At 46.7% G+C, this 23,794-nt stretch carries 15 protein-coding genes and 1 pseudogene; 12 read left to right on the top strand and 4 right to left on the bottom strand.

Going from position 1 to position 23,794, the window contains the following annotated elements:
* The first annotated feature begins 2 nt into the window (after positions 1-2).
* The 4 genes from C7820_RS14980 (at position 3) to C7820_RS14960 (ending at position 4,219) form a co-directional block, all read left to right on the top strand.
* Positions 3-692 carry a CoA transferase subunit A gene (locus tag C7820_RS14980; protein ID WP_116231547.1) on the top strand — a complete coding sequence of 230 codons (690 nt, stop codon included), beginning with the start codon at positions 3-5 and terminating at the stop codon, positions 690-692.
* Between the two features lie 13 nt (positions 693-705).
* Positions 706-1,374 (top strand): CoA transferase subunit B, encoded by a 669-nt coding sequence (locus C7820_RS14975; protein ID WP_116231546.1) that lies wholly within the window; start codon positions 706-708, stop codon positions 1,372-1,374.
* Positions 1,375-1,411: 37 nt separating this feature from the next.
* Positions 1,412-2,197 (top strand): alpha/beta hydrolase, encoded by a 786-nt coding sequence (locus tag C7820_RS14970; protein ID WP_116231545.1) that lies wholly within the window; start codon positions 1,412-1,414, stop codon positions 2,195-2,197.
* Positions 2,198-3,391: 1,194 nt separating this feature from the next.
* Positions 3,392-4,219: a methyltransferase domain-containing protein gene (locus tag C7820_RS14960; protein WP_181909044.1), complete on the top strand. Its 828-nt coding sequence runs from the start codon at positions 3,392-3,394 to the stop codon at positions 4,217-4,219.
* Positions 4,220-4,621: 402 nt separating this feature from the next.
* Here the strand turns inward: C7820_RS14960 and C7820_RS14950 are convergent, their stop codons facing one another.
* Positions 4,622-7,141, bottom strand: a complete 2,520-nt coding sequence (locus C7820_RS14950) for a vWA domain-containing protein (protein ID WP_181909043.1) — start codon at positions 7,139-7,141, stop codon at positions 4,622-4,624.
* A 516-nt stretch (positions 7,142-7,657) separates the two neighbouring features.
* Between C7820_RS14950 and C7820_RS14945 the strand changes: the two genes are divergently transcribed.
* From C7820_RS14945 to C7820_RS14925, 5 genes are all read left to right on the top strand, one after another.
* Complete coding sequence (locus C7820_RS14945) at positions 7,658-8,590, top strand: ABC transporter permease (RefSeq protein WP_258875243.1); 933 nt, start codon at positions 7,658-7,660, stop codon at positions 8,588-8,590.
* A 36-nt stretch (positions 8,591-8,626) separates the two neighbouring features.
* Entirely contained in the window at positions 8,627-9,508 is an 882-nt protein-coding gene (locus C7820_RS14940) for a carbohydrate ABC transporter permease (RefSeq protein ID WP_116231540.1), read from the top strand.
* A 36-nt stretch (positions 9,509-9,544) separates the two neighbouring features.
* A complete protein-coding gene (locus tag C7820_RS14935) occupies positions 9,545-11,155 on the top strand; it encodes an extracellular solute-binding protein (protein WP_147306280.1) in 1,611 nt (536 codons plus the stop codon).
* Positions 11,156-11,265: 110 nt separating this feature from the next.
* Positions 11,266-13,020 (top strand): cache domain-containing sensor histidine kinase, encoded by a 1,755-nt coding sequence (locus tag C7820_RS14930; protein WP_181909042.1) that lies wholly within the window; start codon positions 11,266-11,268, stop codon positions 13,018-13,020.
* A gap of 156 nt (positions 13,021-13,176) precedes the next feature.
* On the top strand, positions 13,177-16,260 hold the full coding sequence (locus C7820_RS14925; protein ID WP_181909041.1) for a glycoside hydrolase family 2 TIM barrel-domain containing protein: 3,084 nt from the start codon (positions 13,177-13,179) through the stop codon (positions 16,258-16,260).
* Positions 16,261-16,371: 111 nt separating this feature from the next.
* On the opposite strand, the pseudogene C7820_RS14920 reads toward C7820_RS14925, so the two are convergent.
* Positions 16,372-16,692: pseudogene (locus C7820_RS14920) on the bottom strand (GrpB family protein); the annotation flags it as partial.
* Positions 16,693-17,129: 437 nt separating this feature from the next.
* Here C7820_RS14920 and C7820_RS14915 point away from each other — a divergent pair.
* Genes C7820_RS14915 through C7820_RS14905 form a run of 3 tightly spaced genes read left to right on the top strand, consistent with a single transcriptional unit; the run spans position 17,130 to position 20,087 of the window.
* On the top strand, positions 17,130-19,565 hold the full coding sequence (locus C7820_RS14915) for a heavy metal translocating P-type ATPase (protein ID WP_116231535.1): 2,436 nt from the start codon (positions 17,130-17,132) through the stop codon (positions 19,563-19,565).
* 52 nt (positions 19,566-19,617) lie between these two features.
* Positions 19,618-19,824, top strand: a complete 207-nt coding sequence (locus tag C7820_RS14910) for a heavy-metal-associated domain-containing protein (RefSeq protein ID WP_116231534.1) — start codon at positions 19,618-19,620, stop codon at positions 19,822-19,824.
* 23 nt (positions 19,825-19,847) lie between these two features.
* Positions 19,848-20,087, top strand: a complete 240-nt coding sequence (locus tag C7820_RS14905) for a glutaredoxin family protein (RefSeq protein ID WP_116231533.1) — start codon at positions 19,848-19,850, stop codon at positions 20,085-20,087.
* Between the two features lie 167 nt (positions 20,088-20,254).
* Here the strand turns inward: C7820_RS14905 and C7820_RS14900 are convergent, their stop codons facing one another.
* Positions 20,255-21,445 (bottom strand): GDSL-type esterase/lipase family protein, encoded by a 1,191-nt coding sequence (locus C7820_RS14900; protein WP_116231532.1) that lies wholly within the window; start codon positions 21,443-21,445, stop codon positions 20,255-20,257.
* A 322-nt stretch (positions 21,446-21,767) separates the two neighbouring features.
* Entirely contained in the window at positions 21,768-23,474 is a 1,707-nt protein-coding gene (ilvB, locus tag C7820_RS14895; RefSeq protein ID WP_116231531.1) for a biosynthetic-type acetolactate synthase large subunit, read from the bottom strand.
* Positions 23,475-23,794: the final 320 nt, after the last annotated feature.

Genomic DNA, 23,794 nt, shown 5'->3' with positions numbered 1-23,794 from the left:
GAATGAAACCGATCTTGGAATCATATCAGGAAGCCGTTAAAGATATACGCGACGGTTCTATACTGATGGTCGGGGGCTTTGGATTGGTCGGTATTCCGGAGAATCTGATCGTCGCGCTTGCAGAGAGCGGCGTAAAGGACTTGACGATCATTTCCAATAACTGCGGGGTAGATGACTGGGGGCTCGGTCTGCTCCTCAGGAACAGACAGATCAAGAAATTTATTGCTTCCTATGTCGGTGAGAACAAGACGTTTGCGAATCTGGTATTAAGCGGCGAGATTGAAGTGGAACTTCTGCCGCAAGGAACGCTTGCTGAGAAGATACGCGCCGGTGGAGCGGGAATCCCGGCTTTCTATACACCGGCAGGCGTTGGAACCGTAGTCGCCAAAGGCAAGGAAACGAGGACCTTTAACGGCAAGACGTACGTCTTAGAAGAAGCGCTGACGGCTGATTTCAGTTTGATCCGGGCGAGGCGCGGGGATCGTTTCGGCAACCTGGTGTATAACAAAACCGCACAAAACTTCAATCCACTGATGGCCACCGCGGGACGAACGACGATCGCCGAAATTGAGGAACTTTGTGAACCGGGCAAGATTGCGCCCGAAGCTGTGCATACGCCGGGCATCTATGTGCAGCGGATGATTCTGGGCAAGCAGCAGAAGCGGATCGAACGATTGACAGTCATGAGATAGAAGGAGGAGCAGCATGACGAGCGAGAAACAGTCGGTGCGGGAAAGGATAGCGATGAGGGCGGAGCGGGAGATTCGGTCCGGCGATTATGTCAATCTCGGAATCGGCATTCCCACCTTGGTCGCCAATTGTATTTCGCCGGATAAGCAGGTGATCCTGCAGTCCGAGAACGGTCTGCTCGGTATCGGGCCCTATCCCGAAGATCATGAAGTGGATCCTGATCTGATCAATGCAGGTAAAGAGACCGTGACCGCGATCATCGGTGCGGCATTTTTCCATAGCGCTGAATCATTCGCGATGATCCGAGGTGGTCATATCGACGTCGCTATATTAGGTGGTATGGAAGTGTCGGAGGAAGGCGATCTGGCGAACTGGATGATACCAGGCAAGATGGTGAAGGGCATGGGCGGCGCGATGGATCTTGTGCACGGCGCGAAGAAGATCGTGGTCATCATGGAGCATGTCAGCAAAGACGGTCATCCGAAGATCTTGCACCGATGCGCACTTCCTTTAACCGGGAGAAAAGTGGTGAATCGGATCATCACGGACAGAGCTGTACTGGATGTAACTCCGCGCGGCTTGATATTGAGAGAAGTTGCGTCAGGTTTTTCGGTTGAGGATATTCGAAGTATGACGGAGCCGGATTTGATCGTTGATGAAGATCTCAGGATGGATGCTTTTTAATTCAAAAATATATTAATGATAAAGGTGGTTAATGAGTATGGCACTTATTCAATGTCATTTTTTCTCCGATACTTTAGGATTAAGCACTTCAATGACGGTCATCCTGCCACAACGTACAAGAGGGCAGGTGGGCATGAACGGCGTCGCCAAAGGCGATCGCCATCCAACGTTATGGCTTCTGCACGGCGGTAGCGATGATGATACGATCTGGTTAAGACGGACATCGATCGAACGATACGTATCAGAACTCGGACTGGCGGTCGTCATGCCGCAGGTTCATCTGAGTTTCTATTCGAATATGGCATACGGTGGCCAATATGCAACATTCCTGATGGAGGAGCTGCCGATGATCGCCCGTTCCTTCTTCCCATTGTCCGATATCCGTGAGGATAACTTCGTTGCAGGCCTGTCGATGGGCGGTTACGGAGCTCTCAAATGGGCGTTGACGAAGCCGGATCAGATCGCAGCAGCTGCCGGCTTGTCCACGGCCAATTTCTCAACGATGAAATTCCGCGATTCAATGCAGCGTGCGCCTTTCTTGCGAAACGTATTCGGGGATGACCCACAGGAAGGAACGGAGAATGATCTGTATCACCTGATCAAGCAGTGCGAGCAGGTGGAGGGACCGCTACCAAGTATCTACCAGACTTGCGGCACGGCAGACTTCCTGTATGAGCATAATATAGAGTTGAAGCAAGCATTCGAACGATCATCGTTGGACTTTACCTATTTGGAGGAGCCGGGGACGCACGAGTGGGGATTCTGGGACAAAACCATTCAGGATGTTCTGGCGTGGCTTCCTTTGAAGCAAAGGAATGCATAACTTGTGGAGAGACAAGGAGGAGCATATACGCAATAGGGCTGACGTCATAGTACCCTAATCTGTATGCACACTGCATAAAGTTGGAAGATGCAAATATAGAGTTATGAAGAATGAAAGGTTGAGTGATTTGATATTATCCTCTCAAGATAGACAGTGAAAAAGAGTTCATAGTTAAATGAACTCAACACTGTTGACCGGAGGGGATTTTTTTATGCTACCTAAGAAAGGCCAAGCCTTTACCCGTTATAGCGAAGAAATAAAGAAAGGGGGGGATTCGCCTTCGTCTGGAGGAAAACTGGCGTTGTTCGATGATCATGCAAAAGAAAGCCGGGGGTCTATAATAATCCCATAACTAGAATGAACTCTACTAAATTGCAGGCTAAAAGAGTTCTGACGGAATCCCGAACGAACGGAGCCGACAGCCTTAAGGGAATACCGATACGCTTCACCAGGCCGGGAACGAATCGCGCCCCGAGCATCATCGGAACAATAGCCAACCCAGTTTGCATGACGGAGTATCCGAGGCCGTACTGCAGGAGCGAGGCGTTAAGGTAGAACAGGCCGAAGCTGCCAAAAAAATCACCAGCATTCCAAGGCTGGCGCCGCTGAGCATGGGGATACGGAACAAGCGCGGGGTCGAGACGAGGTTGACGAGTCCGAAGCTCGACCACGACCCATACGGCGCTAAGCACAACGCTGGCCGCGAAAGCGGTGATAATGACGGCGCTACTCCATCCTTGCTCTGGCCCCTCGATGATGCCGATGAGGAAAGCAACGGTTGCGGCGATGAGCAGGACGGTGCCCGCAGGATCTCAAGAGTGCGGGCACTACGACTGCTGCGCCGTACGGTTAGAGTCACCCCAAGTGCGCAGAGAAGAGCAACCGGCACGATGGCAGCGGAGAGGAATCTCCACGATCCGGTGGTCAAGAGGGCCGTGCCAGCGATGTTACCGACGAGTCCGCCCATGCCGACACTACTATAAGTGACGGTGAAATTTTTTTGGTGTTTCAATCCACGCAACAAAACGAGTTATCATACAACTAATATATTGAAAATAATTTGATGCCCATAACCAGCAAGATCGGCATGATGCACGTAGAATATGGGTGAATACACGAGGACAAATACATACTCGGTACGATAATAAATGGAATACTATAGGGTTAGGCATATAGGGGAAGGGAGGAATTGGCTTGAGAATTGATCTGGGTAGTGGAAAACAAAAATTTAATAATTGCATAGGTATAGATCGGATTGCTTATCCAGATACGGATTTGGTGCATGACTTTAATCGTCCATTTCCACTTGCAGATAACTCTGTGGACTTCGTGATGGCTTCGCATAGCCTACAGTATGCTGATGACCTTCAATCCGTCTTAACAGAGCTTTACCGGATATGCCGTCACAAAGCAATGGTTTGTATTGTGGCCCCATATGCTCATGTAAGCTCTCATATGGTTAACCCGCAGTTTAAACAACAGTTTAATGAGCATTCGCCACGGTACTGGACGCACTCTTCCGAAACGGTTATCGCGAAGGATGAGTACCTGCTATCGCAGAATAACACCTGGTCCTTGCTGGAGGAGGACTCATTGTCTATTGACTTCAGGGTGCTTCGAATGGAATTTTTTTACTTCCCTGCCTATCAAATCGGATATGATTCATTTGAGTTGGCCTTGCTCCGGCAAACGCAATTAAATGTAGCTTACCAGATTATGTATCATCTGCTCGTTGTCAAAGAGCCAGTTCCCATGGACGAAATGCTTTTTTTTAGCGAGACCGGGCAGTTTGAGGAGCCGTATTACGTGAAAGAACAAAGGATCGACCCCCAAAAAAGCGAGGAAACCGAACGCCCGCTTTACTTGGATCACATGGAGCCTGTTATACAGTATCGGGATGCAAGATGTCCCCTACCTCAACAGTCTGCAATGGGAAGCACACATCCGAATATCCGAAAACAAAAAAACAAAAGACGAGGGAATCGGCATAAAAAGCTTGTGCATTCTCCAAAAAGAGGCTAAGACACCAACAAGTCATCTGTCTTTACTTACGATAAGCCACTAAGAGATCTGATACACTTGACACGAACCGGCCCACCCTTACATTCATAGAGGGCATAGTCCAGATCTCGGTTCCACACTTTATGGCTTTCTGTGCTATTTTTTCAATTGATTCAGGTAATGTTTCAGCATACATCTCCCAGAAATCGTGAAAGTGCCCTGTAGTGTTTTGTTTGATTGTCCCTTTCTTTTTAACCGATTTCTGGTTCCTATACCTCTCCATCTATCCTCCATTTTATACCGTTTATCTTCAGTATATAATTTCCTAGACAAAAAAGACTCTTCCAAGGAAGAGCCCTATTTGAGGGGGTGATACGGTCGAAAGAATTCGAACCTTCGATTAGCCATGCATTCAATCGTCCTTTACTCAGCCTCTTCTTCGATTTGAATGTCGGCAGATGCCGTAACATTGCCTAGAACGGTACATACTGTAGCACGCAGCGTATAATGCTTAAAAAGATTGTTAAGCGGTGCGTCAAGCCGGAAGCGGATCGTATCCACTTCTCCAGGTAGGTTAACGCCTAGATCAATATCATCAAGCGTTTCCTCCGAAATCGGCCGATTGCGTACAACCAATGACCGGGGAATATATCGAAATCCTGCGGGAAGATGAACGTGCAGCCGGTTTACAATTGATATGTTGGCCCTATTTCGGACAGTGATAGTGACAGTTATCTCATCTCCCGGGGGAACGTCTTCCGGTTCCACGACGATGTCCACAACCGGAGGTTGGGGTGTACCTACTGGTGGAACTTCCTCTGGCTCTACGACAACCGGAGGTCGGGGTATGCCTCCTGGTGGAACTTCCGGTTCCACAACGGGTGTGCAGAATGCAGGCACGAACACGAAGGCTGGGGGGTAAGGCAACGTCCTGTCCGCATCCGCTTCCACCCAACTTACGAAGGCTTCGATATTGGTAGGAATATCGGGCACGTTCTCGCTGCCTCGGGATATTACGCCCGGATTCGGCGTGAGGTCAAAAGCGATAACCGTCTTGAAGAAGCGCCCTTCCTGGAGAGCGGCTTCCTGTGGAGCCCACAGGTCGCCGGCACGCAAAACGACGACATAACGATCCCCCACCTCGGTCACGCTGACAGGCCCGCTATTCAAGTTTACAGGCTGAAATAGAACCGGGCTATCCGGCGTGTGCACGAAGGCAACCTGGAGCGAATTCGCATCCAGCGTGAAGGTGCCGTCATTCAGCTGAGAAGGCACTTCAGTTGAACGACGGGGAACCATATCCATAATAACGACATTGCCAAAAAAACCGAGCTCAGCATTGGTGACGGCAAGCATCTGATCACGCAGCGCATCCTGAGCGTTGGTGATCTCGAGAGGAACGATAAACGCTTGGCCGGAAGACGCTGTCGCATCCAAATATTCAGGCAGCAGAACCGAGTGGCCGATCCCGATCGTATCGATCCTAATTCCGTTGGCGCGGATCGCCTCCGAGGCGGTGATCATAAACCGCTTGGCTTCGTTGCTGGCGAAGATATTCCGGCTCGTGTGCTCATAATAATCGATAAGGCGGGTTTGCGATATTTTTTCGTCGGTGGCGAAGATCATCAGCTCCGTCTCGGAGTTGTCGAATGTGACCGTCTCAAGCTCGCGACCAACTAGACTTTGCGGAAAAAAGACGTCTTCATATACCGGTTGAATCGGGATACCCGTGTCCGATTGCGAGAATTGCCAAATGCCGTCGACCTTTGCGAAGAACGGGCTGTGCCGGTAATAATAATAATTGGCCGCAAATCCAATTCGTCCGTTCGACCAGTAATAGCCGTTCAACGTAATGTTGTTGAGCAAATTGGGTATGGCGGGAACGCGAGTCGCATTATCGCTATTTCTTCCATCGAAGTTATGCCATTCACCTGCAAACGGATTGATAATAAGCGAACTGGTCGCAGCTGCAAAGAAGGCTTCGCTTCTGGCCAGCGCACGCAATTTGAGACTGACGGTTTGCAGCGGTGTGAAGGTCGTCGGGTCGAAGCTGTTCGGGTCGATTCCTTCCCGGATCAAATCCTCGTTCGTAACTGGCGCCCGAATACCGTTGTAGTCGGCAAAGAGCGCGTTCCCCTCTTGTACGAGCAACGCCGCGTTGATCCGGTTTGGAATATCGGCCTCATTATAGTACGCATAAAATGTGGAGGAAGCTGCGCTTTCACCATCCGTCATGAGAATGATCAACTTGTGCGCTTCGGCGGGAATGTCTTCTAACAGTTCACCTGCCAGGAGAAAACCCGATTGAATGTTTGTATTACTGTACCGACTGATATTATCGATCATCGTTTCAATTTCTGACTCATTCTGATAGAAAAAAGCGGTTTTGTCCGTTACGCTCCGAAAGTTGGCTAGCGCTGTTGCCGCCTGCGCCGGATCATAGCTATTGGCGCCAATGTAATGGTCTTGTACCGGCGCACCGCTGCCGGCTGATAATGTTAAAGGATTCGGATTGACTAAACCGCTAAACTTTCCTTCAGCGTCTGCCTGCGTTACATGTACCCTGGCACCGTTTCCGAACGTTACAAGGGCGATATGCTTGTCGACGGAAGCATATTCTTCCGAAAAAATAATGTCTAGGAAGCCGTGAATCGCTTGAGCTGCTACCTGGAAGCGCGTTTCTGTATTATTGTTGACATCCTGTGTGCCCATCGACGAAGTAGCATCAATAACGAACACCAAATATAAAGGCAAATCTAATGTTGTGAGGCTGCCTTCCGCGGACAGCTCAACCCGGAACGTGCAAGGTGTCTCCGGGCTGCTGCTCGCCTCCTTCCGAATGTTTAACGCCAATGCACTCTCCCTCTTTCCACTTATCATAAAATATGGCGATTCCAAAATGATGGCGGCTAACGTGGTTTCATCTAAAGACTTCCACTTCAAATGAATCCTACCCCCATTATATTGACGAAATTCGACCCCTATGATCATCACTGCAAATCTGGACATGTTCCCTGGATCTGCATCCTAACAGATCAGATGATAACGAAAAGTCAAAAATTAATTTGTACAGATATAATTATTAAAAGCCACAAACTTTAATCTAACGGGAAACGATAGCTCAATGAAAACATTTGAAGGTAGCTGGCTTTTTGTTCGGCTGTCTTTTTCTCAATTAACTGGCTGGATAGCAAAAATAATGTTGACTAATTGTACAAAGGTGGTATTATGTTCCACCTAATGTCTAATATAGAATCTCGGAGGTATGTGAATGCACAAAAAACTGGCAACTGCAAAGGGTACTTACATCCTGCTGTTTTTTAATGAAAGCGCTTTCGGTTTTTGTAAAAAATGATCAGTACAATTCGAATTATGAACCGTATTCAACATCTCTTTCGAGAATCTATAATTAATTCACATATCAGTTGTATTGAAGCAACCAATGAGGAGGTGAATCAAGTGTCCATTATTAAGCGCTTGCAAAGACAGTTGCCGTTTCAAGTATTCGTGTGGGTCGGATTAGCGTACCTGATTGTCTTCAGCTACATTCCGATGTTCGGGATTATTATTGCATTCAAGGATTACAAGATTTCCAGCGGCATTGAGGGTATTTTCACGAGCCCTTGGTCGGGTTTGTCCCATTTTCGTGAGCTGATCGACGACTATAATTTCCCGATGCTCGTCCGCAACACGCTGGTGATTAGCGTTCTGAAAATTATTTTCTCCTATCCGGTTCCGATTTTGTTCGCCATTTTGCTCAGCGAAGTACGTCACGTATTTTTGAAGAGGTTCGTCCAAACCGTAAGTTATTTGCCACATTTCATATCATGGGTTGTCGTTACCGGTATTGCATACGCTTTCCTATCGAGCGGCTACGGAGTAGTCAACGACCTACTGCTTAACCTTCATCTCATAAGGAAACCGCTTGAGGTGCTCACGAATCCAGATTCCTTCTGGGGGTTGGCCGTCTCGACGGCGATCTGGAAGGAAGCGGGGTGGTGGACGATTATTTTTCTGGCCGCACTGGCCGGTATTGATCCTTCTCTGTATGAAGCGGCGGAGATCGACGGAGCGGGTCGATTGAAGCGGATCTTGTACATTACCTTGCCGGGCTTGAAGAGTGCAAGCATCGTTATTCTCATTCTGACGATCGGCAGTATGCTGGGAGGCGGTCTTGTTGGCTCCAACTTCGAGCAAGCGATGTTACTGGGTAACTCACTCAACAGCGACAAGTCACAGATCATTCAGACCTATGCATTTTCCATCGGACTTGCCCAAGGACGATTTTCGTTCGCCACGGCCGTCGATTTGATGCAGTCCGTTATTTCGGTGCTGCTAATCTTCGGAAGCAATACCATTGCAAAACGACTGTCGGGGACGGGGTTGTTCTGACCGATCCCAATATCAACCCCATGCGAGGTGAAAGGGATGCGAAGAGGGAAGACAGTGGAAGACCGTGTGCTGGATACGGTTATTACCGCTATACTCGTAGTTGTGGTTTTCATTACCTTATATCCTTTCTATTATATTCTACTGATTACGTTTAACGAAGGTACGGATACAGCTGCTGGGGGCGTATACTTGTGGCCAAGACAATTTACGCTTAGTAACTACGCTTATTTTCTTCAGGATCCTAAATGGGTCGAAGCGTTTGGTGTCTCGGTGCTCCGCACGGTCATCGGGACAGCGCTCGGAATTCTGTTCACCAGTCTTGTGGCGTACGGATTGTCTAAGCAGGATTTGGTTTTCCGTTCGGGATATTTTCTGGTCATCGTGATCGCGATGAACTTCTCCGGAGGTTTGGTTGCGTTTTATATCGTGCTGAGAAGCCTTGGGCTTATCAACAATTTTGCGGTGTACGTCGTTCCGGGCATGCTTAACCTTTTCTTTATGCTGATCGCCATCTCCTTCTTCCGGGAAATCCCGGACGAACTGGGAGAATCGGCGCGGATTGACGGCGCTTCAGAGCTTCGTATATTTTCACGAATCGTGCTCCCGGTATCGATGCCGTTGCTCGCGACGATGAGTTTGTTTATTGGTTCCGGCCAATGGAACGCTTGGCTCGATTCAGCCTATTTTGTACAGGACGAGGGGTTACGTACGCTTACTTATCGCATGATGCAGGTTATCAATCAAACCATGGTGCCTTCCGGCGACACCCAAGCTGCCGCCATGTCCAGGACTAGCGTCACGCCGTTTTCCGTCCAGGCGACGGCGATGGTCGTCTCCATCGTTCCGATACTCGGTGTATACCCGTTCCTGCAGAAGTACTTCGTCTCGGGAATGATGCTCGGTTCCGTAAAAGGATAGTCGGTTTTGGGGCGTGTCCTTTGGAAGAAGAATGTTTTGAAATATAAAAAAAATGATGGGGGAATGAATATGATTCATCGGTACAAGTCGTTATTAGTCCTACTGATCGCAATTCTGTTGTTGGCAGGGGGCTTGTTAGCTGCATGTAGCAAATCTACCAATGAAACTGCATCCAGTAACCAGCCAGCGGATACTGCATCGGAATCCTCCTCTGGAGACGGTACCCAGCCGTGCACAAAACCGGTGGAATTGACGATGTTTATTGATGCGACCTGGTACCCATTCCAGGATTGGACAGGAGAAATTCCCGACATGATTACAAAGGCAACTTGTGTGAAGCCGAAGGTAACCATTGCTACTGATGACAAGCAATTGGCCTTAATGGTCGCTTCTGGCGATCTTCCGGATCTTGTAGTTTCCTTTAACTTCAAGCTGATGTCCGACAGCAAACTGAGTCATCCTTACAACGAGCTCTTCCCCAAATATGCACCTGACGTTGCCTTCGATCCGGTGAAAGTACTGGTCAACACGGTGAGTGACGGGAATTATTATGCCATCCGCAACGATTTTTCTCCAGAGTCCGAATGGAAGGCTAATCCATATGCACATATGATGACCGCAGGACTCGCCATGCGCAAGGATATTCTGGAGGAGATCGGTAATCCTCCTATTAAAACGCTGCAGGATCTCGATAACGTCTTCACCGAGGTGAAGAAGAAGCACCCGGACATAACACCGCTCATACTGAATCCGAACTGGCAACGCCCTTACTTTGACGTACAGTTCGGCGCTCAAGGAGGACTGGTCGACAACGGGGGGAAGATCGAATATTACCTCCGTCAGGATAGTGTGCGCGATTCGATGCTCTATATGAATACTCTGTATCGCAACGGATTCGTCACATCGGAGAACTTCGCATATAAGAACGAATCGGAGACCGAACAAATGATGTTATCGGGCAAAGGATTTGCCTATACGTGGACTTATTCCGGGGCGGATCGTCTGACAGCGAATTCAAAGGGCAAACTCAAGTTTGTCCAATTAGCTGAGCCGCTCAGTCCGAAAGCGTCCATTGTCAGCACGGGGACGGGTGGTTTGGGAATCTATGTGACGAAGGACAACAAGAATCTGGAAGCATCTGTCCGATTCCTGAAGTACCTGTTCTCGGAAGATGGCTGGAGGTTGGCGGAATGGGGCATAGAAGGCAAGGATTGGACTTGGAACGGTGCAGGTTATCCTGTGTTCAATTACGATCCGCAGGACTTGACCGTCCTTAAGCAGAAGGGTGTCTACTGGTGGGGAGTGCCCACCGAGACCGGTGTCGGCATGGCTCTCGGTTCCTACAAAGAAGGTTCCGAGACGACCCGTCAAGGTGAAGCATACGATAAGATCATCTCGTTCAATCCGGCCATTGGCATGATCAGTCCGGATACCGATTCGCCAGAGCAAATTATTCAGACGAATATTGACAATATGGTGAAGACAGAGGTAACGAAGGTATATCTTGCTCCTTCAGCGGAGGAAGCGCAAAAGGCTTACGATGAACTGATCAAGAAAGCAGAAAAAATAGGTATGGCTAAGCTGGAGGCGTGGGCCACAGCTCAGTATGGCCCTTTGAAGGAGAAATACGACAGTTTGAAGAAATGATGAAATGACATATAAGGGAGTTGAAGAAGAGAGGGCTCATATAGAGCAGGCCACACAATGGCCTGCTCTATATGAGATCATTTGTTTTTAGAGAACGGGGTGGATCTACCTTGCGAATCGGCACGAAGATGATAGTCGGTTATATTCTTCTAATCGTCATTCCGTTTCTATTTTTCGCAATTTTCGTTTATGCCCAGTTGAACGAGAAGTTAACGACACAGTACCAACTTGCCAATCAACAGAATATCGAGCAGCTCGCGGTGAACCTGGACGCCAGCTTCCTGAAGATTGAATCACTGTATTCTATCTACCAGAATAACTCGGCCTTGATCGATTATTTGCGAGGAAATGAGCTGAACGATAGGGATTTAATTTATTCCTATCTGAAGGATATCTCGCCGGCCTTATCGTTCGCGTCACTCGCAGAGGCTCAAGTCGATAATTTAACCGTGTATCCCAAGACTCAACGCAAAATGTTAACCGTAAGCGGATTCAAGCCATATGAGGAAGGGCGCAAAGAGCTGACAGATGCCGAACTTAGTGCATTGAGTCCAAAGGCAGGCTTATGGAAGAGAGCAAAAACCGACGGAACGCTGTCCCTCGTTTTTTATCATAAAATCTACAACGATTTGTATAGCAACGATTTGGGAATTCTCGCGATATCAGTCCATTCCACCCTTGTGGAAGACTTTGTGCAATCTCTCCGAAGCATGCATCCCGGGAACACAGTTCTTCTTACCGACGCAAATGGACAGACGATCTACCGCAGCATCGACAAAGAGAACAATTTCAAAACATTAGATGATACGGCTCGCAGGGTTCATGCGGGTGAAAAGGAGCATGTCAACGCGCAGTTTATTGTTAATTCTGCGCCAATAAAGCAGCTTGGATGGACTGTGATTGAGATCAACCCGCGAGAATCACTTGTTCACTTGTTTAGAGTGAAGCAATGGTGGCTCGTGGGAGGAGTGGGTTTATTGCTCCTGCTATCAACCCTTTATTACGCTATTTTGTCGTCCTTGACCAAACGAATGCTGCTTCTATCCAGACATATGAGGCGGGTTGGTCCCGATTGGCTTGGACATTCGTATACGGGACCTGTAGGGCAGAATGAATTCGGATACCTGATTTCGAATTACAACGCGATGATCGCACGGATAGACGAGCTTGTCAATCGAGTTCAGAAGGTCGAAATACTGAAGAAAGATGCGGAATTCAAGATGCTTCAGGCACAAATTCAGCCTCACTTTCTCTATAATACGCTGGAGACGATGCGAATGTTGGCCCGAGCCAAGGGTGATTCAACCGTTTCGGAGATGGCATACTCTCTCGGCAGTCTTATGCGATACAGCTTATCTCGGAAAGATAACACGACGGTCGGTGAAGAATGGGAGTACCTCCATCAATATTTAGCTATTCATAAGATTCGAATGCCCGATCTGCAAATCGAATGGGAGAAGGATGAAGCGGCTACCTCCATTCCTTGCCCACGGTTCATTCTGCAGCCGCTCGTTGAGAATAGTATTCTGCACGGGTTATCCAAACGGAGAGGGGGGAAGCATGTCTCGATTCGTATGGCAGTTCAAGGAGAATTCGTAATTATTATTGTGGCGGACAACGGCACAGGCATCTCGGATGACCGAATGAAGTTGCTGCAACAAAAGCTGCGGGATAACAATGGGTATGACGAAGGGGGGATCTCGGAAACTGAAGGAATTGGACTCAGCAATGTCCTTCAACGTGTCAAGGCTTACTTCGGTCCTCAATCAAGCTTGGCCCTAGAGAGCAAACTCGGAGAAGGGACCGTCTGTACGCTAAAGCTATATCTGGAGGAGCGAGATCATGCTAAACTTGATGATCATTGATGATGAACCGATTATACTGGCAGGCATCCGGGATATGGTGGAGCAGGAAAGGACACCCTTTACTAGAATCTCAGTTGCATTTTCCTTATATTATAAGGGTATCTACATTGAGAGATCAACCAATTAGAACAATGGATGGGAGTGTTATATAAGCCAATGAAGCTAAGCAGAGATTGGGAAAATCAATATGTTACTCAAAAAAATCGTTATCCCATGCATGAGCCCTACGGAGCATACGAAACCGTTGAACAGGCTTTAAGCGGAGACCGGAGAAGGTCTAAATACGTAAAGAGCCTGAATGGAATGTGGAAGTTTAAATTGTTTGGGTCTCCCGAAGAAGTAACGAATGAATTCTATAGTCCTGACCATGATGTCTCCCATTGGGATAATATTCCGGTTCCTTCCCATTGGGAACTTTCGGGGTATGGAAAACCTGTATACACTAATATGTTGTATCCCTTTGTTCAAAAAGGGGAGGGTTCACATCACGAAATTCAACTCAAGAAGAATGAATACATTTTGAATCCGCCTCATGTGCCAGATAGTAATCTTACCGGTTGTTACGTCCGAACGTTTGAAGTTGACGAACATTTTAACGCAAGGGATATATTTATCGATTTTGGAGGTGTAGAATCGTGTTTTTATCTTTGGTTAAACGGCAGACAGGTAGGTTATTCTCAGGACAGTAAGCTTAACGCTTCTTTTGATATCACGGATTACATTCAAAAGGGACAAAACCGTATAGCTGTTCAGGTTATGCGGTTTGGAGCCGGCACTTATCTGGAGGATCAGGATTACTGGCATCTCTCGGGGATCTACCGAGATGTTCTCATTTATGCAAAACCACAGATGCGCATCCATGATTATAAGATCGAAACCCTCTTTTCAGGTAATTACAACAATGCCGAATTAAAAGTGACGGTTTTACCTAATAATCAAGCTAATGGTTATGGTGAAGCCCATGTGCGGTTGTCCCTTTATGATAGCGATCAGCAATTGGTTACTGAGTTTGAAACGCCAAAGTTTGCGGATTGTGATTTCTATCTGCAAGAAAAATATGTAGCAAAGGTTACTAAAACCATTTCAAATCCTCAATTGTGGAGCGACGAGAACCCTTACCTCTATAAATTGGTGTTAGAAATGATTGATTGTTCTGGAAATGTAATTGATATTGAGAGCGCGAATGTCGGCTTCCGTGAAGTGAATATCGATCGAAAAGGGGTCCTGAGAATTAATGGGAAGCGTCTCATTATACGGGGAACTAATCTTCACGCCTTTTGTCCTGAAACAGGACGAGTCGTAACAATAGAATATATGCGTGAGCAAATTAAGGTCATGAAATCGCTGAATATCAATGCGGTAAGAACAAGTCATTATCCCCACGCAATCGAATGGTATGACCTGTGTGATGAACTGGGCATTTATTTGGTGGATGAAGCCAATATTGAAACACACGGTCTTGGCGGCCAGTTAAGCGCATCCCCCGAATGGACACATGCGTATATAGAACGGGCTACACGGATGGTTCTGAGAGATAAAAATCATCCATCCATCATTCTCTGGTCTCTGGGTAATGAATCCGGTTATGGAGTGAATCATGCTGCGATGTACGGCTGGATTAAGGAGTATGACAAAACAAGGTATGTTCAGTATGAGTCTCTGAGTCCTCCAGCAAATATCTCTGATATTGTGGCGCCTATGTATCCTCAGAAAGATTGGATCTTGGATGTCATGGCGGAAAGCGAAGATTTGCATCCTTTTATTATGTGTGAATATGCGTACGCGAAAAGTAACAGTAACGGAAACTTTAAGGAATTTTGGGATCTCATTCATAAATTCCCGCGGTTTCAAGGAGGATTTATTTGGGATTTTCAGGATAAAGCGCTGGTTAAGCATGATAAAGACGGAAATAAAAAGTATGTCTATGGCGGGGCATTCCAGGAAGAAGTTATTGATCCTGCTCCTGATATGTGCCTGAATGGTATTGTTTTCCCTGATCTAACGCTCAAGCCGGCTGCGAATGAAATAAAAAATGTACAATCTCCTATCCAAATGGATTACATTCCTGGGAATAATAGCTATCGCATTTATAATCACTACACGCATCGGGATTTAAGCCATTTGAATATGGTGTGGGAGCTGGTTTGCGATGGCAATGTGATTGAAAGCGGTAGTTTGCCTAAATATCACACAGCACCCGGATCCGTTGGTAAGCTTCAAACACCATATGATTCGTCTAAAGTCTCTGGGGAAGCTTTTCTTAATTTCTATGCTTATTTGGACGAGGACACCTTTTATTCTAAGAAGGGAACCTGTATTTATGCATGCCAGATAGAGATTAAAGATTCTGTTAATAAAGTGCATACTGGAGATATAGAAAATGATAGCTTGAAGTATGATGAAACGACAAATGAAATTCATATATATAATGAAAATACAACGGTCCTTTTCTCGAAAGAAACAGCAGAGTTCATTTCTGTAAAATACAATAACAAGAACTATTTCACGGGAGGAACAAATAACTTCTACCGTCCTCCAACAGGAATTGATGCAGGTATTCATCTCGAAACGTCCAATTATGCAGATGAATGGCAAGCTCTCGGGCTCCATTCCAATGAGAAAGAAATCAAGAATATTCGGGTATTTGCAGCACCTGCTGCTGTTATCATTCAAGTTCATTGTATATATCATGGATGCATTGAAACAAAAACCAATTATACCGTCGGCGGCAAAGGTATAGAAATCACGAATACAGTTGTGAACAATGCCAAGGTCGACACCCTCCCGAGAATTGGGCTAAGCTTTAAGTTCTCTGATGCTTGGAAGAAGTTGAAATGGTATGGTCGCGGGCCATGGGAGAACTACGCGGATCGTAAATCTGCCGCATTCGTTGGAGTATATGAGAGCACTGTAGAACGGCAGCACGTACCCTATATCTTACCGGTAGAATGTGGTGGTAAAGAGGATGTCCGGTATTTATATTTGTCATCCAATGAACAAGAAGTAAAAGTATCGGCAGCGGGACATTTCCATTTTGATATTCATGAGCACAGTATTGAGCAATATGACAACGCCGCCTATGAAGACGAGTTGGGAAATTCAGATTCTGTTTTTCTTAACATTGACTACAAACATGCAGGTCTTGGTGGAGATACCGGCTGGACCAAAAATATTCACGATCCCTATCAAATTAAGAAAGGTATCTATGTTTATACGGTAACTATAGAAATCATTTCTTAACAAGAAACTCCGGAGCAGCTACTTCACAAAAGGTGGATTTTGTACATATGTCTAATAATAGACATATGTTCTGTTCGTATTATGTATGAGGTGACTCCGAACTTCCTTAAGTTAATTTTTTGCTTGGATTTCAGTAAACCATGCAAGCGCAAGCTGTTCCATTTCCCTTACAAATGTTTTTTTTTTGGCTGGGCTATATTCGCTGGTATTTTCGAAGCGTTGAGCTAGTTCTGTCTTAAATCGACTGTATCTTGCAACTTCTTCAGGATGACACCTCAAATAATCTCTAAATATTAGGTGTCGTTCAATCTGGGGATTATCAGTTTGATAAAAATGAATGTGGTGGGTTCTTTCTTCTCCGCCTTTTCGGAATAACCTTCTTCCTGGGATACCCCAATCTCCAGCAACGTCATAGCCGAGTGAGTACAGTTTAACTCCGCAAGTGCTTTATATAAAACGATCAATGTACGGTGAATCAATAATAGTTGCACAGTGGCGGCGGCGCCGGCTGCAGATCCTTCTAAAGAGCGCCATCAAATTACGTCAAAATTAAATTATACGTAATTATGTTCTTGCTGACTGAACTGGAACACCCTCTAAATGATCATCATACACTACTCTAACCTAAACCTAAGTTCGGCAGCGAGCACGCTGCTTTTTTATTTTGGATCATCAAATAGGGTACTGGGGTACACAAAAAAATTAGAAAAGTGTTGACTGTTTATAGGGTAGGGGGGTATACTAAATGCATGAAGGCTGTTGGTAAGCAAAATAAACGCCTTAATATAACAACCCATGAAAAAAGTAATATCATGCAACTTTTAAAACTGTGAGAATGCATTTGCCAATATCCTCTAGGAGTGATGAACATGGAAGCCGTAGCCGGAAAAGAGAGCAAACAGACGACGCTGCAAATTACAGGAATGACTTGTGCTGCATGCGCCAATCGTATTGAAAAAGGACTGAATAAACTGGAAGGTGTTTCTTCAGCCAACGTGAACTTTGCCTTGGAGAAAGCAAGTGTAACGTATGATCCAGGTAAGGTGGGCGTCGATAAGTTGGAGGAAATGATAAAAAAACTGGGGTATGATACGGCGAAAGAAGTCGTTGATTTTAACCTCGAAGGAATGACCTGTGCTGCGTGTGCTAACCGTATTGAAAAAGGCTTGAGCAAACTTCCCGGGGTTACCAACGCATCCGTCAACTTTGCGATGGAAACGGCAAGAGTCGAGTATTCGCCAGCTGACATCTCCATTTCGGATATGCAGAATAAAGTTAAGCAGCTCGGTTATAAAGCGGTAACGAAGCAGGAGAACAAGAAAACGGTCGACCACCGGAAACAAGAAATTAAGCATCAGAAACGATTGCTGCTTTTATCGGCAATCTTGTCCCTTCCGTTGCTATGGAGTATGGTGGCACATTTTTCATTCACCTCGTGGATCTACCTGCCAGAAATTTTGATGAATCCGTGGTTTCAGCTCATTTTAGCAACACCGGTCCAATTTTATGTCGGAAAACAGTTTTATGTGGGGGCCTATAAGGCACTCCGAAACGGAAGCGCCAATATGGACGTGTTGGTATCGCTAGGAACTTCAGCCGCTTATTTCTACAGTCTGTACCTGACGATGGACTGGTTCACTGCCGGAGCGAACGCCCACCACGGTCCATCACTGTACTATGAAACAAGTGCGATCCTGATCACTTTAGTTATCATGGGTAAGCTGTTCGAATCGCTGGCCAAGGGCCGGACTTCCGAAGCCATCAAGTCCCTGATGGGACTTCAGGCGAAGACGGCACTGGTTGTACGCGATGGTCAGGAAATGACGATTCCGGTCGATGAAGTGAGTGTCGGGGATGTGGTTCTTGTACGGCCCGGAGACAAAGTTCCGGTTGATGGTGTGGTGCTCGAAGGAACATCCTCCGTGGATGAATCCATGCTAACTGGCGAAAGCTTACCCGTTGAAAAGAATGCCGGTGATGCCGTCATTGGAGCGACCATCAACAAAAATGGCATGCTCCGTATTAAAGCAACCAAAGTCGGCAAGGAAACTGCGCTGGCACAGATTATTAAAGTGGTTGAAGAAGCTCAGGGTTCCAAAGCCCCGATTCAGCGGGTGGCAGACGTGATCTCCGGTATCTTTGTTCCCATAGTCGTAGGTATTGCGGTGGTCGCATTCCTGGTCTGGTATTTCTTGGTCACACCTGGCGAGTTTGCAGAGGCCTTGGAAAAAGCAATCGCCATCCTGGTTATTGCGTGCCCATGTGCGCTGGGGTTGGCAACACCAACATCGATTATGGCCGGGTCGGGTCGTGCTGCAGAACTCGGGATCTTGTTCAAAGGCGGAGAACACCTTGAACAGACTCATAAAATTGACGCCATAATCCTGGATAAAACAGGAACGGTAACGAAAGGTAAACCCGAACTTACGGATGTGCTCACAGAACTGGACGAAGAGGATTTCCTCAGATTCGTCGGCGCTGCTGAGAAAAATTCGGAACACCCTTTGGCCGAAGCGATTGTGACCGGCATTCAGGAGCGCAATATTTCCCTTCCTGGAACAGAAGCTTTTGAAGCTATTCCAGGCTACGGAATCCAGGCTGTCGTCGAAGGAAAAGAACTGCTGATCGGTACTAGAAGATTGATGGAAAAGTACGATGTAGATGCTATGCATGCCTACGAATCGATGTCCAGACTCGAAGAAACGGGAAAAACAGCTATGCTCGTAGCGATCGATAAGCAATATGCCGGCATGGTTGCGGTGGCGGATACCATCAAAGAGACTTCTAAAGAAGCTGTCCAGCGCTTAAAAGGAATGGGCATTCAGGTGATCATGATCACAGGTGATAATGAGCGTACAGCCAAAGCGATCGCTGCCCAGGTTGGCATTGATCATGTACGTGCAGAAGTGTTGCCCGAAGGGAAAGCAGAAGAAGTTAAAGCCCTGCAGGCCCAAGGAAAAACCGTAGCCATGGTGGGTGATGGCATTAACGATGCTCCGGCATTAGCCACAGCTGATATAGGAATGGCTATCGGGACAGGAACGGATGTTGCCATGGAGGCGGCCGATGTGACCTTGATGCGTGGCGATCTGACGAGTATCCCGGACGCCATCTATATGAGCCGTAAAACGATGAGTAACATCCGCCAGAATTTATTCTGGGCGCTTGGTTATAACACTCTAGGCATTCCGATCGCAGCCATCGGTCTGCTGGCACCTTGGGTAGCAGGAGCAGCGATGGCTCTGAGCTCCGTATCCGTTGTACTGAACGCACTTCGGCTGCAGCGTGTAAAAGTACGCAGCTAACGATTGCAGCAGAAACGATAAGATAGCCAACAGCAAGCGAAAGGAGGTGAATATGATGCAAGATGCAAACGTCAAAGTACATGGAATGAGCTGCCGTTCATGCATTAGTAAAATTGAAGGAACATTGAATTCCATCGGTGTGGAGGGAAAGGTTCATTTTGATCAAGGTACCGTTGAAGTCAAGTACGACGAATCAAAATTTACCCTTGGAGACATTAAGGATGTTATCCGGAGTAAAGGGTATGAGGTCGCTAATTAATATCAGGAAAAGGGGTTGAGAGTATGTCCGCAAACGTAAAAATCTACACGATCCCCACCTGCAGTGATTGCAATCATGCGAAGCGATACTTCAAAGAGCAAGACGTTCCTTATATAGAATATAACTGCGAAGAAAACCCTGAATATGCAGTAGAAGTTAAAAATCTTACGGGTAAACAAATTGTCCCGACCATCCTTATTGACGATAAAGTGTTCATTGGGTTTGCAGAAAATTTCAAAGAAATAAGTGCATTACTGGCATGAATAGGATTTGGCGGGTTCAAAGGGCTCTAACTTGTAGAATTTCAAGTTAGAGCCCTTTTACGTTGCAACTTGCTGGAGGTCGGTATTTCTGGAACAAGTTCGAGCCAGCCAAGAGGCGGGATGAGCATCTGCTAAAATGTACAACGGATATTAGACCAAATGGGTTGCTAATTTTGGCTTGACTCGTAAAAAAATGATAATGGTATTGCTTCCGCTATGGCTTTGTTCCCATCGTCATTGGGGTGAGCTTTGTCGCCTGAATCATAAATATGGAGCATTTGAGTCGGCTCTTGTGGATCCGCCAATGTCCGATCCAGGTCGATGATTAGATCAGTTTGAGCGTTAGAACGGATCCATTGATTCACTTCTTGACGTACTTTTTCCCGCTCATCAGTAAAAAAATGCGATTTCCCAAAGGGTGTCACGGTACATATTGCTACCTTAAGATGTTGTTTCTTTGTTCGGTCGATCATTTCATTCAACCCTCTTATCAGTTGTTCCGAGGTAGCATCACCGAAAATATCATTTATACCGCAATTAAATATGATTCCCTTTAGACCTGGCTGGGTAAAACCTTCTGGCTCTAAACGATCAAGCATTCGTTCACCGGCATTTACTAAACCAAGAGCTGCCCCTTCTTCAATATCTCTTGCATCTCTTAAAATCATGTTGCCGGTTAGTCCCGCGTTTAGAATCGAGGGCAACGGCTGATCACGGCTCACTTGACGGATTCGATTCAGTAATAAGTCTGGCCAGCGTTGGTTAGCATTTAGACTGGAAGCATAGCCTTCTGTAATGGAGTCTCCCATCACAACAAAGACCCCAGGATCAACTTCTGAAGACATCACTTCTACATCTAATGCGGTTAACCAATAATACGAATGTGTCGTAGTATCAAATATATTGGCATCGTTCACCTTAGTTTGCTTTCCTTGCGCGATGTACGTGGAATGAGCAGGGGAAAAGTGCCAAGTTGAAACCTTTGTATAAACGGGCAAATAGAGACTAATGGTTAAATCAGTGCTTGGATCAGCATGATACGAGATAGGATCACTATACAATTCTTTCCCAACCGGTATGACAACCTTGGATGACCCTTTAAATGTAACATTGCCAACATCTTGATCATCAATATTTGCATTCTTGCGGTGGCTTGCTAGCGTGACACTGTCGAGTGTTAAAGGGTAAACTCCGTAACGATTAGAAAATTTAATACGCCATATCGATCCGTAATCGTGAGGATGTATCACCATGCGTACAGTCTGGTTCTCGAATGAAGCATGGGAGAAAGCATGACCAAAAAACCGATCATCAAATTGGGTTTGACTCGCATACCATGATCTTTTCCATTGAGACATACTAAATACTCACCTTTCTTTTAAGATAGTATACCCCCCTTATCTATTTTTATATCATTTTATTTCCATACATGCAACGTAACTAGCCCGTAAGTGGGCAAGTGAATGGAACATTTCTATTTAATTGGTTCTATTCGGGCTTGAAAAAGCATACGTAAATTTGAATAGAACCAGCCCACTGGCTGGTTCTATTGATTTTAAGTTGTTGAACGGCAAAGCAAAAATAACTGCCGCGAATGTTGTACGAAGTTGAGGGACTGTCATATAACGAAAGTGGCGGCGATGCAATGTAGGCTCCCAACGGCCGGCTGCAGCGTGCAAATCATTCGATATCCCCCAGAATCATTTCATGTAACGCCGTTCCTGCAAGGACCATAGGATATACATTCTCTTCTTTCGGGACGACAAACTCTACAAGTACGGGACCAGGTGTATTTAGAGCCTCTTGCCAAACGCGGGAAGCCTCTGCTTTATTACTCGCTCTCAACCCTTTGATGCCATAGGCTTCAGCCAGCTTTACGAAATCGGGGCTGCCGGCAAGGTCGATTTGGCTGTAACGCTTGGAATAACTGAGTTCCTGCTGCTGCTTAACCATCCCCAATACTTGGTTGTTAATCACGACAATTTTGACGGGAATGCGATGAATGGAACAAATAGCCATCTCCTGAGCGCACATTTGCATGCCCCCGTCACCGTTTACGGAAACCACAAGACGATTTGGATTCCCGATCTGTGCGCCAATGGCGGCCGGTAACCCGAACCCCATCGTTCCAAGACCTCCTGAGGTGATCAGCGAGCGGGGATGGTTAAACTTGTAAAATTGAGCTGCCCACATCTGGTGCTGGCCTACATCCGTGGTTATGATCGCCTCGCCCTGTGTGGTTTCATGGATCATTTCAATGACATATTGGGGCTTAAGCTCCGTATCCGAATCTTTGTACCGAAACGGAAAATTTCGTTTGTATTCCTGAATTTCTTTGATCCAACGATCGGATGGGGAGGCGGCAGCTTTCGTATTCGCATAGGCCAGTACAGCCTTGATATCACCGATGCACGCAATATCCGCCTTGATGTTTTTGCCAATTTCAGCCGGATCAATATCGATATGGGCAATCCGTTTGGCATGGGGGGCGAAACCATCCACCCTCATGGTCACCCGGTCATCAAACCGCGAACCCATGGAAATAATCAGATCGGCATGCTGGATGGCCATATTCGCTGCATATGCGCCATGATGGCCCGCCATGCCCAGCCACAGGTCGTGAGCACTTGGAAAACCTCCCAAACCAAGCAATGAGGTCGCCACCGGAATGTTGGTTTTATTCACGAACTCCAGCAGCTCATTGGATGCGCCTGAATAAACCACTCCTCCTCCGGCGATCATGACCGGTCTTTCGGATTCGGTAATCGCTTGAATCAAGGTATCGATCGGGTCTGTATCCAAATTCGGATCGGAATCGTACCCTCGAAGATGAATTGCCCCCGCGGGTTGGTAATACAGCTTGTGATTGGATACATCCTTAGGAATGTCGATTAATACAGGACCTTTCCTGCCCGTATTCGCAATATGGAAGGCTTCGTGCACGATGCGCGGCAGGTCTTGCACATGACGAACGGAGTAACTGTGTTTCGTTATGGACAGGGTCATGCTGACGATATCTGCTTCCTGAAAAGCATCCGTGCCCATGACCGTAGTCGACACGTTGCCCGTAATGATGACGAGAGGTGTGGAATCCATATAGGCCGTCGCAATCCCGGTAATCAGATTTGTCGCTCCCGGACCGGATGTGGCGATACAGACGCCGACTTTCCCTGTCGACCGGGCATAACCGTCTGCTGCGTGTATCGCTCCCTGCTCGTGCCGGGCCAGAATGTGTTTGAACTCCGGATTGTCGACCATAGCGTCATAAATGTACAGCGCGTTGCCTCCGGGATAACCAAAAACATGTTCAACTCCCTCAAGCAATAAACAGCGCAAAAGGCATTCGGATCCTGTGATGAGTTCAGCTTTGTCTCTCTTCGTTTCCATGTGATATCCCTCCAATAAAAAAATCCCCTCTCATCCCAAAAGCCGGCAGCATACTGCCGTACTAAAGGGGCGAAAGGGGTTGATTTTCGCGGTACCACCCTGGTTTGCCTAAAATCTCACGATTTTGGGCCTCACGAAGTAAAGTGTTTCCTTACTTCCGGCACGGTAACGTGTGCCATCCGGTTGAGACTACTCACTGAATCAAGCGCTTGATCCGGTTTTCGATCAACAGCTCGGAGATGACGTCATGCTAGGGGTTAAGGCAAAGGTTTCAGCATTTCCTTCGCTCTCTGGACATAAGAGCCCTTGACACTTTTTTC

Origin of the sequence: Paenibacillus sp. VMFN-D1 (genome assembly GCF_003386155.1) — a bacterium.
GTDB lineage: Bacteria > Bacillota > Bacilli > Paenibacillales > Paenibacillaceae > Paenibacillus_AQ > Paenibacillus_AQ favisporus.
Note: the sequence above shows the minus strand (reverse complement) of the source record. Positions and strands in the feature narration are given on the sequence as shown.